The sequence below is a fragment of the Silicimonas algicola genome (assembly GCF_003148765.1).
GTDB classification, from domain to species: Bacteria; Pseudomonadota; Alphaproteobacteria; order Rhodobacterales; family Rhodobacteraceae; genus Silicimonas; species Silicimonas algicola.
The window spans coordinates 551,369-564,945 of sequence record NZ_QGGV01000002.1 but is presented as its reverse complement, the minus strand read 5'-3'; the positions used below and the strand labels follow the sequence as shown (position 1 = coordinate 564,945).

The window sequence follows — 13,577 nt, the reverse complement described above, 5'->3', positions numbered from 1 at the left end:
GCGGTTTTACCAGGGCCCCGCGATCGTCTAGGGTCGCGAACAAAGAAGACCAAACGGGCGGCATGGGCGGACGATTCGACAGATACATCCTGGCGCAGCTCCTGATGCTGTTCGGGTTCTTCGCTCTTGTCCTTGTGCTGGTGTACTGGGTCAATCGCGCCGTCGTGCTGTTCGACCAGCTCATTGCGAATGGACAGTCGGCGGCGGTCTTCCTCGAATTCAGCGCGCTGACCCTGCCGAACGTGATCCGGGTGGTCCTGCCGATCGCGGCCTTCGCGGGCACGGTCTATGCCATCAACCGGCTCATCACCGAAAGCGAGCTTGTCGTCGTGCAGGCCACAGGCTTCTCGCCCTGGAGGCTGGTGCGCCCGGTGATCGTCTTCGGCGTCATCATCTTCGTGCTTTCGTCGATCCTGGCGCATCTTCTCGTTCCTATCTCGACGGCGCGGCTGACCGAGCGGACCGCCGAAATATCCGAGAATATGACCGCCCGGCTTCTGTCCGAAGGGCGTTTCCTTCACCCGGCGGACGGCGTGACCTTCTATATCCGCGAGATCACGCCCCTCGGGTCGCTGTCGAACATCTTCCTGTCGGACTCGCGGACCGAAGGGAGGACCGTGACCTATACGGCGCGCGAGGCGCTTCTGATCCGGGGCGAGGATGCGCCGAGCCTCGTGATGATCGACGGCATGGCGCAGGTCTATGACGAGGCGTCGCGGCGGCTGTCGGTGACGCGCTTCGACGACTTCGCCTTCGACCTGGAGGGCCTCGTCGAAGGGATCAGCGGCGACCGGCGCCGGCCGGCCGAGTTGTCGACGCTCGCACTTCTCGCCGCCACGCCCGAGACGCAGGAGCTGACGCGCTCGTCCCGCGCGACCCTGATCGCCGAGGCGCACGAGCGGTTCTCGAATGCACTGAACGGGCTCGTGGCCCCCCTGATCGGGTTCTCCGCCCTCCTTGTCGGGGGCTTCTCGCGCTTTGGGGTCCGGCGGCAGATCCTCGGCGCGATCTTCGCGCTGATCATCGTGCAGATGGTCACGCAGGCCGGTCAGGGCGCGGTCCAGGGCGACGAAAGGATGTGGCCGTTTGCCTATGCGGGGCCCTTGCTGGGCTTGTTCATGGCCTGGGGCCTTCTCCTTCTGGCCGCGCGACCGACGCTACTGCGGCTAAGGCGGGTGCGGGCATGACGCTGCACTTCTATTTCGCCCGCCGTTTCCTCAAGACGTTCCTGAGCGTCCTCGCGATCTTCTTCGCCGTCCTCCTTCTGATCGCGCTGATCGAGCAGGTCCGACGCTTCGGCGGGTCCGAGGCGGGGTTCGGCACGCTTCTGGTGCTGTCGGTTCTCAGCGTGCCGGATTCGATCTATCGGATCCTGCCCCTGCTTATGATCCTCGCCACTCTGGCGCTGTTTCTCGGCCTCGCGAGGTCGTCCGAACTGGTCGTCACCCGCGCGTCCGGGCGGTCGGCGCTGGTCAGCCTGATGGCGCCGCTTCTTCTGTCCGTCCTCATCGGCATCTTCGCCGTCGCGGTCTTCAACCCGATCGTCGCCGCCACGCAGCAGCAGTACGAGACCCTGTCGCAGCGCCTCTCCGGCGAGGCCGCGACGCTGTCGGTCAGCGACAAGGGACTGTGGCTGCGGCAGGGATCGCGCGATGGCCAGACGGTGATCCGGGCCGACCGCGCCAACCTCGACGGCACCGAGCTGTTCGGCGTCACCTTCCTCGGCTACGACCGCGAGGGCAGCCCGACCTACCGGATCGAGGCCGAAAGCGCCGAGCTTCAGCCCGGCGCCTGGCAGATCACCGGCGCGAAGGAATGGCGCTTCGACACCGAGGCCGCCATACCCGAGGTCGACAGCTTCGAGAGCGAGCGGATGTCGCTGGCGTCGAACCTGACCCGGAACCAGATCCTGGACAGCTTCGGCACGCCGTCCGCGGTCCCGATCTGGGAGCTTCCGGGCTTTATCCGGAGGCTCGAAGCGGCTGGCTTCTCGGCCCGCGTCCACCGCACCTTCTTCCACATGGAGCTTGCCCTGCCGATCCTTCTCGCCGCGATGGTCCTGGTCGGTGCGGGGTTCACGATGCGGCACACGCGCATGGGGCGGACCGGGATGATGGTTCTGATGGCACTGGCGCTTGGGTTCGGCCTCTATTTCATCCGCAACTTCGCGGCGATCCTTGGCGAAAACGGGCAGATCCCCGTCATCCTCGCCGCCTGGGGTCCGCCTGTGGCCGCCCTTCTTCTGCCGCTCGGGCTTCTTCTGCACCTGGAGGACGGATGATCCGCTTCGCCTTCCTGCTCGGTCTCCTGTTGCTGCCGTTCGGCGCGGCGGCGCAGGACCTCGCGTCCCTCGTCGCCGACCGGATCGACGTCGATCCGGCGGGCCGCGTCACCGCAAGCGGAAACGTGCAGGTCTTCTTCGAGGGCGTGCGCCTGTCGGCCGGTGAGGTCAGCTATGACCGCACGGGCGACACGCTGACCATTTCGGGTCCGATCCGGGTCACCGACCCCGGTGGCACGATATTCCTTGCGTCCGAGGCCCAGCTCGACCGCGACCTACGGAACGGCGTGCTGATCTCGGCGCGCATGGTGCTGGACCAGCAGCTTCAGATCGCGGCGAACGAGATCGCGCGGGTCGGCGATCGCTATACCCGGCTCGACCGCGTCGTGGCCTCGTCCTGCGAGGTCTGCTTCAACCGTCCGGTGCCGCTGTGGGAGATCCGCGCCGCGCGTGTGACGCACGACCAGATCGAGCGGCAACTCTACTTCGAGAACGCGCAATTCCGCGTGGCGGGGGTGCCGATCATCTATCTGCCGCGCCTGCGTCTGCCCGATCCCTCGCTCGACCGCGCGACTGGGGTGCTGATCCCCGAGTTCAAGACCTCGTCCGAGCTAGCGGCCGGCATCAAGGTGCCTTACTTCGTCGTCCTCGGACCGCATGCGGACGTGACGGTGACGCCTTATCTGTCGTCGGCGACCACCACTCTCGAGTTCGGTTACCGGCAAGAGACCTCGCGCGGCGACATAAGGGCATTGGGCGCGTTCACGGACGACGATATCGACGGGACACGCAGCTATCTCTTTGCCGATGTGCGCCACCGGCTGCCCAAGGGCTTTCTTCTGGAGGCGCAGGTCGAATTCGTCTCGGATCCCGGCTATCTCTTCACCTACGACTATTCCGACCAGGACCGGCTGACGAACGAAATCCGGCTGTCGCGCGTGCGCGAGAAGGACATCTTCGGCGCCTCTCTCACCGAATACCGCACCCTGCGCGACAGCGAGATCGCGATCCGCGACACGCTGCCGGACCAGTATCTCGAACTGGCCTACAGCCGCGAGGTGCCGGCGCTGTCGTTCGGCGGCCGCACCGTCATCAACGTCAACAGCGCATCCCTTCGCCGGCCGTCATCGGTCGATGGAGACGGACGCGACGTAGGGCGTGTCGGCGCGGGCATCGACTGGTCGAAGGACTGGATCGTCGGACCCGGCCTCGTCACGCGCGCCGAGCTTGGCCTGCGCGCGGACGCCTACACCATCGGGCAGGACAGCACCTATCCCACGACCGCGACCCGGGTCGTGCCGCGCGCCGCGGCCGAATTGCGCTGGCCCCTCTCGCGCGGCATGGCCGGCGGCGTGACCGAAGTGCTGGAGCCAATAGTGCGCATCGACGTCTCGGAGACCGGAGGAACCTCGGTCCCGCTCGAGGACAGCCGCGTCATCGAATTCGACGAGGGCAACCTCTTTTCGTTCTCGCGCTATCCGGGCGTCGACGGCGTCGAGGATGGCGTGAGGGTCGCGGCGGGCGCCACATGGCGGCGGCGGGACGCGAACGGCTGGCGCGTCGACCTCGCCATCGGGCGCGTGGCGAGCCTCGACGGCGACCTCGGCTATGGCAACGCGCTCGGCCTGTCGGGAGACCGCTCGGAATGGCTGGTCGCCGGGCATCTGGGTGTGGGCGACGAGCTGACGCTGGCGTCGCGTGCGCTTCTGAGCGACACCTCGGAGGTGACGCTGACCGAAAGCCGCATCGACTGGGACACCGACCGTTTCATGCTTGGCTCGAGCTATGTCTTCGCCCCGCCCGAACCGGCCGAGGGCCGCGACGCCCGACTGTCGGAATGGACCTTCGAGGGCGCCTACGACCTGACCGACCGCTGGACCGCCAGCGCCGACTGGCGCTACGATTTCACCGGCGACCGAACGGCCCGGGCGGGTCTCGGCATCGAATACACCAACGAATGCGCGCGCCTCGCGCTTTCCATCTCGCGTCGCTACGCCAGCTCGACTAGTGTCGATCCGACGACCGAGTTCGGGTTCAGGGTCTCGCTTCTGGGTGTCGGCGGCTCGGACGCCGAGCGTGTGGCGCGGCAGAGTTGCGGAGGATAGCCCCTTGTTTCCACGTCTGGTTCTTCTGGCGATGCTGGCCCTTGTCCTGCCCTTCGCCCCGGCTGCGGCGCAGGGCCGCTTCTCTCCCGTGGTGCAGGTCGACGACACCGTCGTGACGCGCTGGCAGCTTGACCAGCGGGCGCGCTTCCTGTCGCTCCTCCGCGCTCCTGGCGATCCGAACGAGCTGGCGCGCGAACAGCTCATCAACGAGGCGGTCCAGATGAACGCGGTGCGGGCGGCGGGTGAAGAAACCTCGCCCGAAGCTGTCGACGCGGCGTTGGCCGAATTCGCGGGACGCGCCAACCTGACGACCGAGGAGTTCGTGACAGCCCTCGGCCAGAACGGCGTCGGCGAAGAGACGTTCCGCGATTTCGTGACCGCGGGAATCGCCTGGCGTGACCATGTCCGCGGCCGGTTCGCCAGCGCGGCCCGAAACTCGATCTCGCGCGATCAGATCAGCCAGACCCTTGCCCGAACCGGCACCGAGGGCGGTGTGCGGGTCCTGCTGTCCGAGATTCTGTTGCCCACGACCACGCCCGAGACGGCCTTCGCCTCGCGGACGCGCGCCGCCGAGTTGGCGCAGATCGACGACGACGCCGACTTCGCGGCCGCCGCGCGCCGCTTCTCGGTCGCGCCCTCGGCCTCGCGCGGAGGCGAACAGGCCTGGGTCGCACTCGAAAGCCTGCCCGACGATGTGCGCGGCATCGTGGCGGGACTGACGCCCGGCCAGACCAGCCGCCCGGTCGAAATCGAGAATGCGGTGGCGCTCTACCGCCTGCGCGACCTGGAACGGGTGCAGGCCGGCGCGCCGTCCGACCTTGCGGTCGACTACGCGCTCTACATCGCCGGACCCGACCGGGCGGCGGCCGAGGCGGTCAAGGCCAGCGTCGACACCTGCGACGATCTCTACGGCGTGGCGGAGGGCCTTCCGCCTGAACGGCTGATCCGCGAAACGGTGCCGCAGGGCGCGCTGCCCCCCGATGTGCGCGGCGCCATCGCGTCGCTCGACGTCAACGAGGCGACGACCTCGGTCGTGCGGGGCGCCAACGCGACGGTCCTGATGCTGTGCGAGCGGAAGTCGGGGCAGGAGAGCACGGTCGACTTCGAGATCATCGGGACGCAGTTGCTGAATGCACGGATGACCGCTCAGGCCGTGGACTACCTCGCCGACCTGCGCGCGCGCAGCGTCATCACGACCCTCCAATAGGCGCGGGCGACCCGTGACAGGGCTTCCCCCCGTCGCCGTCACCTGCGGCGATCCTTCGGGCATCGGGCCGGAAATCTCGCTCGGCGCGTGGCGGGCGCTTGGCGCCGACGTGCCTTTCTTCGTGATCGGCGATCCCGCGCATTTCCCATCCGGCACGCCCCTTGCGGTGATCGACGACCCGTCTCAGGCACCCGCCGCCGCCGCGACCGGACTGCCGGTCCTGCCCCATGCCTTCCCCGACCCGGCCCGGCCCGGACGGCCGACACCCGCCAACGCCCCGGGCGTCGTCGAGGTGATCCGGCGCGCGGTCGATCTGACCCGGTCCGGCGAGGCGTCGGCGGTCTGCACTGCGCCGATCTCGAAAAAGGTTCTGGCCGATCACGCGGGCTTCGGCTTTCCCGGACATACCGAGTTTCTCGCCGATCTCGCGGGGGGCGCACAGGCGGTGATGATGCTGGCATCCGACGAACTGCGCGTCGTGCCCGCCACGATCCACATTCCGCTCTCCGCGGTGCCGGGCGCGCTTACGCCCGAGCTTCTGGAAAGCGTCATCCGGATCACGGCGAAGGGCCTTGTCCGCGATTTCGGCCTCGCCGCGCCGCGCATCGCCGTAGCCGGGCTGAACCCGCACGCCGGGGAAGGTGGCCTCTTGGGAGCGGAGGAGATGCGCTGGATCGGTCCCCTGTGCGAGGATCTTCGGGCGGAGGGGATGGCGGTCGCAGGCCCCCTGCCCGCCGACACGATGTTCCATGCCGAGGCGCGGGCGCGCTATGACGCGGCGGTCTGCATGTACCACGACCAGGCGCTGATCCCGATCAAGACGCTGGCCTTCGACCGGGGCGTCAACGTGACGCTCGGCCTGCCCTTCGTACGGACCTCGCCCGACCACGGCACGGCGTTCGACATCGCGGGGCAAGGCATCGCCAACCCGGCTTCGATGATCGCGGCGATCCGACTGGCTGCCCGCATCGCGGCGACGCGCGCCTCGGGCGGCGGGGCGTGAGCGCCATCGACGGGTTGCCGCCGCTGCGCGAGGTCATCGCCCGGCACGGTCTTTCGGCGAAGAAGGCGCTTGGCCAGAACTTCCTTCTCGACCTGAACCTGACCGCCAAGATCGCGCGCGCCGCGGGCGACCTGACGCAATGCGACGTGCTGGAGGTCGGGCCCGGGCCGGGCGGGCTGACGCGCGGGCTTCTGGCCGAAGGCGCGCGCCATGTGCTGGCGGTCGAGAAGGATCCGCGCTGCCTTCCCGCGCTGGCCGAGATCGCCGAGGCCTATCCGGGCAGACTTTCGGTCGTGAACGCCGACGCGCTTGGACTGGACGTCTCGGCGCATCTGACGCCGCCCATCAAGATCGTGGCGAACCTGCCCTACAACGTGGGCACCGAGCTTCTGGTGCGCTGGCTGACGCCCTCCGTCTGGCCTCCCGTCTGGCAGAGCCTGACGCTGATGTTTCAACGCGAGGTGGCCGAACGGATCGTGGCGGTGCCGGGCTCCAAGGCCTATGGCCGGCTGGCCCTGCTGGCGCAGTGGCGGTGCGACGCGAAAATCGTGATGGAGCTGCCGCCCGAAGCCTTCACGCCGCCGCCCAAGGTGCGCTCGGCGGTCGTGAACCTGGTGGCGCGGGCCACGCCCCGGTTCGAGGCCGATCCCAAGGTGCTGGAACGTGTCGTGGCGGCGGGCTTCAACCAGCGCCGCAAGATGCTGCGGGCAAGCCTCAAGAGCCTTGCGCCCGACATCGAGGATCGTCTGAGAGCCGCGGGAATCGACCCCACGGACCGGGCCGAGACGGTGGATCTGGAGCGGTTCTGCGCCCTGGCGCGCAGTCTAGGCTAGACTCTATTCGGCCGCGTCGGGCTGAGGCGTGTCGGTGCCGGCGTCCTGATTTTCGGTCGCGGCTTTGCGACGGGTGCGGCGGGGCCGGGGACGGCTTTCCGGCGTCTCGACCAGGTTCGTGTCATCGCCCTCGGACGACAGGTCGATCACGTCGGGCTGACGCTCCGGCTCGCGCTCGGGTTTCTGCTCGGCACGCTCGGGCTGGCGCTCCTGGCGTTCCTGCTTCTGCTCGGCACGCTCGGGCTGACGTTCAGGGCGGTCCTGACGCTCCTGCCGGTCGCCCCGGTCCTGATTGCGGTCGCCGCGGTTGTCGTTGCGGTCGCCACGGTTGTCGTTGCGGTCGCCTCGGTTGTCGTTGCGCTCGCCACGGTTGTCGTTGCCGCCGTCCTGCTGGCCGTCGAAGCTGTCATCCCTGCGGTCGTCGTTCCGGTTCTGGCCGCCCTGCCCCTGCTGGTTCTGGCCGCCCTGCTGGTTGTGACCCTGACGTTCGTTCTGCTCTTGCAGCGCCTCGGCCAGCATCCGGGTGTAGTGCTCGGCGTGCTGCTGGAAGTTCTCGGTCGCGACACGGTCGTTTCCGAGCTGCGCGTCGCGGGCGAGCTGATTGTACTTGTCGATGATCTGCTGCGGCGTGCCGCGCACCTTGCCCTCGGGCCCGGAGCTGTCGAAGACCCGGTTGACGACGTTGCCGACGGAACGGTTGTTACGGTTCGACTTCGACCGCGATCGTGACTTGGAAGATCTCATAAGGTGTGGTCCAGCCTCTGGTCTGGTTGCTACGGACCTGTCCGAAATTTGCCCCGCATCGGAGCTCTGGTCCGTGAAATGATTTGGCAGATGTTCGGGGGAGCCAGCCTGTGCTCCGCCGCCCGCACGCAATGGGTCTAGACACAGGATCGCCTCAGGGCAAGAGGTTTTTGCGGCATTCTGCCGGCTTTGCGGCGGCATTTCGCACAAGTGTCACGGGTCCGGCGCATCGCTCTTGCGGGCGGACACGACCCGATCCCTGCCATCGAGGTCGGGTGTGATGCTGATGTTTTCAAGACCCGCATTCCGGAACATTTGCGCGACCGCCTCACCCTGCGTCGGTCCGATCTCGACCATGAGCCGCCCGTCGGGCTTCAGATGCCCGGGCGCCCGGGCCGCGATCCGGCGATAGGCGGACAGCCCGTCGAGGTTGTCCGTCAGCGCGATCTCGGGGTCGAAGCGCGAGACTTCGGGCGCTAGGGCGGGCAGTTCGTCGGGATGAATATAGGGCGGGTTCGAGACGATGAGGTCGAAGGTGCCCTCCACAGCCTCGAACCAGTCCGAGACCTCGAACTGCACCCGGTCGGCCACGGTCCAGGAGACCGCATTGATCGCGGCGGTCTCGAGCGCGTCGGGAGAGATGTCAGTGGCGACGGCGACGGCGCCGGGACGCTCGGCGAGAAGCGTCAGGGCGATGCATCCAGAACCTGTTCCGAGGTCCAGGATCTTGGCAAACGGTTCGGACAGGGCGAGGTCGATCAGAAGCTCGGTCTCGGGCCGGGGGTCGAGGACGAAGGGCGAGTTCGCGATCCAGCGGCCGTAGAACAGCCGACCGCCGACGATCCGCGATACAGGCTCGCGCGCCATGCGGGCAGCGACATGCGACGAGAACGTCTCGCCCGCGTCGGGCGGCAGCGGATCGCGAAGCCTGACCGCGACGCCAGATGTCTCGACGCCAAGCGCATCTGCCATGAGCCAGCGCGCGTCGCGGGCTGGATCGGGGATGCCGGACGCCTTGAGGCTGCGCGTGGCCTTCGCCAGCGCCTCCGCCACCGTGCCGTCGTCGCTCACAGCCCCGCTTCCGCCAGTCGCTCGGCCTGGTCGGCCTCGGTCAGGGAGTCGATCACCTCGTCGAGATCGCCGCCCAGGATCTCGTTCAGCCGATAGAGCGTCAGCCCGATCCGGTGGTCGGTCATGCGCCCCTGCGGAAAGTTGTAGGTGCGGATCCGCTCGGACCGATCGCCCGATCCGACCTGGCTCTTGCGGGCGGCGGCGCGTTCGTCGTCGGCCGCCTGGCGCTTCATGTCGAAGAGCTTGGCGCGAAGGTGGGCCATCGCGATGGCGCGGTTCTGGTGCTGCGATTTCTCGGAAGAGGTCACCATGATGCCCGTGGGCAGGTGCGTGATGCGGACCGCAGAATCCGTCGTGTTGACGTGCTGACCCCCGGCCCCCGACGCGCGCATGGTGTCGATGCGGATGTCGGTTGCGGGGATGTCGATGTCGACCTCCTCGGCCTCGGGCAGAACCGCGACCGTCGCGGCCGAGGTGTGGATGCGCCCGCCCGATTCCGTCTCGGGCACGCGCTGCACGCGGTGGACGCCGCTTTCGAACTTGAGCCGCGCGAAGACGTTATCGCCCGCGATGTTGACGACCGCCTCCTTCACGCCGCCAAGCTCGGTCTCGGACAATTCGATCACGCTGAATTTCCAGCCCCGCGCCTCGGCATAGCGCTGGTACATGCGCAGAAGGTCGCCGGCGAAAAGCGCCGCCTCGTCACCGCCCGTACCGGGGCGGATCTCGACGATGGCGGGACGGGCGTCGGCGGCGTCCTTCGGAAGCAGGGCAAGCCGCAGCTTGCTTTCGGCCTTGACGATCGCCTCCTTCAGCGACTGCAATTCGTCCTCGGCCAGCCCCCTGAGCTCGGGATCCGACAGCATCGCCTCGGCCTCGTCGCGGTGGGTCAGCATTGCGCGGTAGCCTTCGATCTCGGCCACCACCGGCTTGAGGTCGGAGTATTCCTTGGCCAGCGTCGCGATCTGGTCAGGGGCCGCGCCGCCCGACATCTTCGCCTCCAGGTACTGGAACCGTTGCCGGATCTGGTCGAGGGTATCGAGAGGAACCATGCGGCTTCCTGTCCTCCGAATGCCGGGCGGCGTCAAGTCGCGGGCCTTTCGGGAATCGCCACGCGCGTGATAGGATCATGGCCATGAGACCGGCCGCCCTACTCCTGGCCGTCCTGGCCCTGCCTTCGCACGCCGACGTCATCGGACCCGGCGGCAAGAAGATCGACTGCTACTGCACCGACACCCAGGGCAGCCGCGTCGAGCTGGGCGAGACGATCTGCCTCTTCGTGAACGGGCGCGCGTTCATGGCGCAATGCCAGATGTCTCTGAACGTGCCGATGTGGCGCGAGGTCAGCGAAGGCTGCCTCAGCTCATCCCTCCCCCAGTCGAAGCCGCATCTCGTGGAGCCAGCGGTCGACACGGGCCGCATTCACACCGGTATCTGAACGCCCGTACTTCGCGCGCGAGATGATCGACAGCTTCGTCCTGTCGCCCTCGGCGGTCGCCTTGACCGTGACGAGGTCGGGAAAACCGAAGACGCGCGAACGGGCGACGAAGGTCATCATGCCCTCGTCCAGGCTGCCGTCGAGCAGACGGGTGCGGGGATCGGACAAGGCGATGTCCGCAAACGCGCCCAGAACCCCGTCCGGCATGCCGGGGAAGCGCGGCGCCTCGGGGCCGATCAGCCTGACGCCCGCGCCGCGGGGCGGGTCCGCGTCGGCGGGGTCGAGGTGCCACTCGTCTCCGTTGATCGGGGCCAGGCGGACCCACAGAAGCGCCAGGGCGAACAGGATCAGGAGCAACAGGAGAATGGTCTTCATCGGCATCCGCCTCGCTTTGTCCGCCTGACAGCGTCAAGGAAATCGTCCTGCCCTGGCGGCAGGCCGTTTCCAGACCGTCAACCTGTGGCGACCGTCCTCCGTGTCCAGCCCCAGAGCGCGATCAGGTCGTAGGCGATGTGCGCCCCCGCCATCGCGGTGATGTTCGCGTGGTCGTAGGGCGGAGAAACCTCGACCACGTCGCCGCCGATCAGGTCGATACCCGCGAGGTGCCGCAGGAACAGGCCCGCCTGCGCCGTGGTCAGACCGCCCCAGACCGGCGTGCCGGTGCCGGGTGCAAAGGCGGGGTCAAGGCCGTCGATGTCGAAGGAGAGGTAGACCGGCCCCTTGCCCACGATCTTGCGCACCTCATTGGCCACCTCCTCGGCCCCGCGCGCATGAACCGCGCGGGCGTCGATCCGGTGGAGGCCGAGGGCCGCCTCGTCCTCGACCTCGACCCGCGTGCCGATCTGCGCCGAGCGTGCAGGGTCGATCAGCCCTTCCCGGATCGCCTTGTAGACGATGGTGCCGTGATCCACCCGCTCGGGCGCGTCGTCGGTCCAGGTGTCTGGGTGAGCGTCGACCTGCACCAGCGCCACGGGTCCGTGCTTCGCCGCGTGCGCGCGCAGGGACGGCAAGGTCGTCGAGTGGTCGCCGCCCAGAAGGATGGCGCCCTTTGCCTGTTTGATCAGCGCCGCGACATGCGCCTCTATCCGGCTCGGCACCTCGGAGGCGCGGGCGTAGTCGAAGGGCATGTCGCCCGCGTCGACGACATGAACCTCGTCGAGGGGAGAATATCCCCAGCCATAGGGCGGATCGCCCGCCATCATGGTCGAAGCCTCGCGGATCGCGCGGGGGCCGAAGCGCGCGCCGGGACGGTGCGTCACCGCCTGGTCGAAGGGGATGCCCGACACGGCAAGGTCAGCGCCCGTCGCATCCTTCGTGAAGGAGCGCCGCAGGAACGACACCGCGCCCGCGAAGGGATTCTCGTAGGCCAGGCCCGTGGCCTTGCCCGAGAGCGCCCGGTCCGCCTCGCGGCTTGCGTCTTCCAGTGCCATCCCGTTCCCTCCGGTAGACTTCCGCGGTTCGGCGTGGAACCTAGTCGCCCGAACGGCAGAGGCAAAGGGGGCAAGATGAGCGAAAGCGATCCGATCTTCGGGGTGCCCGACGGCTTGCCGCGCCTGATCGAGGTGATGCGCCGCCTGCGCGATCCCGACGCCGGCTGTCCCTGGGACATCGAGCAGGACTTCCTCAGCATCGCCCCCTACACCATCGAGGAGGCCCACGAGGTCGCCGACGCCATCGAACGCGAAGCCTGGGACGAGCTCGAGGGAGAACTGGGCGACCTTCTGTTGCAGGTCGTCTACCACGGCCAGATGGGCGCCGAGGCGGGTCACTTCGACGTGGAGACCATCGCGCGGCGCGTGACGGCAAAGATGATCGACCGCCACCCGCATGTCTTCGGGTCCGAAAGCCGCGACAAGTCGGCCGAGCAGCAGACCCGGGACTGGGAGGCGCAGAAGGCGCGCGAACGTGAAGGCTCGGGCGAGAAACGGACGCTCGACGGGGTGGCGAAAGGTCTGCCGGCCCTTCTGAGGGCGCTGAAGCTTCAGAAGCGGCTGGCGCGCGTCGGGTTCGACTGGGGCGACACCGGGCCGGTGCTGGAGAAGCTGGCCGAGGAGCTGCGCGAGCTCGACGAGGCAAGGTCACTGTCGCGCGACGCGGTCGAGGACGAGTTCGGCGACATCCTCTTCGTCCTCGTGAACCTCGCCCGGCACTGGGACATCGACCCGGAAGCCGCACTTCGGCGGACGAATGCCAAGGTCGAGCGCCGCTTCGCGCGCGTCGAGGATCGTCTGGCGGCGCAGGGTTCCTCACCGGCGCAGGCAACGCTCGACGAGATGGACGCGCTTTGGACGGAGGTGAAGCGCGAGGAGAAATCGACGTGATCCGCGCCTTCGTGGCGATCCCGCTGCCCGACTCCCTGCTGCCCGCCTGCCGGGCGGCGGCGCGGGTCGCGATCTCGGGGCGGAAGGTGCCGGAGGAGAACCTGCATCTGACGCTCGTCTTCCTCGGGACGCAGGAAACGCGAAGGCTGGAGGATCTGGCCGAAGCGCTGGAAGTCCTGCGCCCGCCCCCCGTCACAGTTCACCTGACAGGCCTCGATGTCCTCGCGGGCTTCAAGTTGTCGCGGCACCTCGTGGCGACGGTCGAGCCGGAGAAGGGGCTGCTTCAGCTCCAAGAAGCCGTCGAACGTGCCGCGCGCCGAGTCGATATCGCGCTGGAACGCCGGCGGTTTCGCCCCCACGTCACCGTGGTCCGCGACTGTATCGACCCGACGTTGCCGCCGTGGACCGCCGTCCCGGAGGCATCGGCTCTCAGCTTTTCGCTGTTCCGCACGACGCTGAAAAAGCACGGCGCGGAGTACGATGCGCTTGCGACCTACCCTCTTCCCGGTGCCCCGGACCATTGACCTGACAAAAATAGTCGGATTAAAGCGGACCATCGAAAACGAAAAAGGTC

At 68.0% G+C, this 13,577-nt stretch carries 14 protein-coding genes; 9 read left to right on the top strand and 5 right to left on the bottom strand.

The features are described from left to right. Positions 1–62 precede the first annotated feature (62 nt). From lptF to rsmA, 6 genes are read left to right on the top strand one after another with little or no spacing between them, the layout of a single operon-like run. Positions 63–1,187 carry an LPS export ABC transporter permease LptF gene (gene lptF / locus C8D95_RS07135; RefSeq protein ID WP_109758461.1) on the top strand — a complete coding sequence of 375 codons (1,125 nt, stop codon included), beginning with the start codon at positions 63–65 and terminating at the stop codon, positions 1,185–1,187. Continuing rightward, on the top strand, positions 1,184–2,281 hold the full coding sequence (gene lptG, locus C8D95_RS07130) for an LPS export ABC transporter permease LptG (RefSeq protein ID WP_109758460.1): 1,098 nt from the start codon (positions 1,184–1,186) through the stop codon (positions 2,279–2,281). The genes lptF and lptG overlap by 4 nt, the downstream gene beginning before the upstream one ends. Next, complete coding sequence (locus tag C8D95_RS07125; protein ID WP_109758459.1) at positions 2,278–4,386, top strand: LPS-assembly protein LptD; 2,109 nt, start codon at positions 2,278–2,280, stop codon at positions 4,384–4,386. The genes lptG and C8D95_RS07125 overlap by 4 nt, the downstream gene beginning before the upstream one ends. Positions 4,387–4,390: 4 nt before the next feature. Further along, positions 4,391–5,593 carry a peptidylprolyl isomerase gene (locus tag C8D95_RS07120; protein WP_109758458.1) on the top strand — a complete coding sequence of 401 codons (1,203 nt, stop codon included), beginning with the start codon at positions 4,391–4,393 and terminating at the stop codon, positions 5,591–5,593. A 13-nt stretch (positions 5,594–5,606) separates the two neighbouring features. Next, positions 5,607–6,596, top strand: coding sequence for a 4-hydroxythreonine-4-phosphate dehydrogenase PdxA (pdxA, locus tag C8D95_RS07115; protein ID WP_109758457.1), 990 nt, complete (start codon positions 5,607–5,609; stop codon positions 6,594–6,596). Next, a complete protein-coding gene (rsmA, locus tag C8D95_RS07110; RefSeq protein ID WP_109758456.1) occupies positions 6,593–7,429 on the top strand; it encodes a 16S rRNA (adenine(1518)-N(6)/adenine(1519)-N(6))-dimethyltransferase RsmA in 837 nt (278 codons plus the stop codon). The genes pdxA and rsmA overlap by 4 nt, the downstream gene beginning before the upstream one ends. 3 nt (positions 7,430–7,432) lie before the next feature. Here the strand turns inward: rsmA and C8D95_RS07105 are convergent, their stop codons facing one another. The 3 genes from C8D95_RS07105 to prfA form a co-directional block, all read right to left on the bottom strand. Further along, entirely contained in the window at positions 7,433–8,173 is a 741-nt protein-coding gene (locus C8D95_RS07105) for a DUF4167 domain-containing protein (RefSeq protein WP_109758455.1), read from the bottom strand. 213 nt (positions 8,174–8,386) lie between these two features. After that, positions 8,387–9,244 carry a peptide chain release factor N(5)-glutamine methyltransferase gene (gene prmC, locus C8D95_RS07100; protein ID WP_109758454.1) on the bottom strand — a complete coding sequence of 286 codons (858 nt, stop codon included), beginning with the start codon at positions 9,242–9,244 and terminating at the stop codon, positions 8,387–8,389. Next, positions 9,241–10,296: a peptide chain release factor 1 gene (gene prfA, locus C8D95_RS07095; protein ID WP_109758453.1), complete on the bottom strand. Its 1,056-nt coding sequence runs from the start codon at positions 10,294–10,296 to the stop codon at positions 9,241–9,243. The genes prmC and prfA overlap by 4 nt, the downstream gene beginning before the upstream one ends. A gap of 77 nt (positions 10,297–10,373) precedes the next feature. On the opposite strand from prfA, the gene C8D95_RS07090 reads away from it, so the two are divergent. Further along, a complete protein-coding gene (locus tag C8D95_RS07090) occupies positions 10,374–10,682 on the top strand; it encodes a hypothetical protein (RefSeq protein WP_428842848.1) in 309 nt (102 codons plus the stop codon). Here the strand turns inward: C8D95_RS07090 and C8D95_RS07085 are convergent. After that, the gene (locus C8D95_RS07085; RefSeq protein WP_109758549.1) at positions 10,608–11,057 is read right to left on the bottom strand and encodes a DUF1499 domain-containing protein; all 450 of its coding nucleotides are present in this window, start codon (positions 11,055–11,057) and stop codon (positions 10,608–10,610) included. The genes C8D95_RS07090 and C8D95_RS07085 overlap by 75 nt on opposite strands. Positions 11,058–11,134: 77 nt before the next feature. After that, positions 11,135–12,112 carry an agmatinase gene (gene speB, locus C8D95_RS07080; RefSeq protein ID WP_109758451.1) on the bottom strand — a complete coding sequence of 326 codons (978 nt, stop codon included), beginning with the start codon at positions 12,110–12,112 and terminating at the stop codon, positions 11,135–11,137. Between the two features lie 75 nt (positions 12,113–12,187). Between speB and mazG the strand changes: the two genes are divergently transcribed. After that, positions 12,188–13,003 carry a nucleoside triphosphate pyrophosphohydrolase gene (gene mazG, locus C8D95_RS07075; protein WP_109758450.1) on the top strand — a complete coding sequence of 272 codons (816 nt, stop codon included), beginning with the start codon at positions 12,188–12,190 and terminating at the stop codon, positions 13,001–13,003. After that, positions 13,000–13,527, top strand: a complete 528-nt coding sequence (gene thpR / locus C8D95_RS07070) for an RNA 2',3'-cyclic phosphodiesterase (RefSeq protein WP_164721672.1) — start codon at positions 13,000–13,002, stop codon at positions 13,525–13,527. The genes mazG and thpR overlap by 4 nt, the downstream gene beginning before the upstream one ends. Positions 13,528–13,577 lie beyond the last annotated feature (50 nt).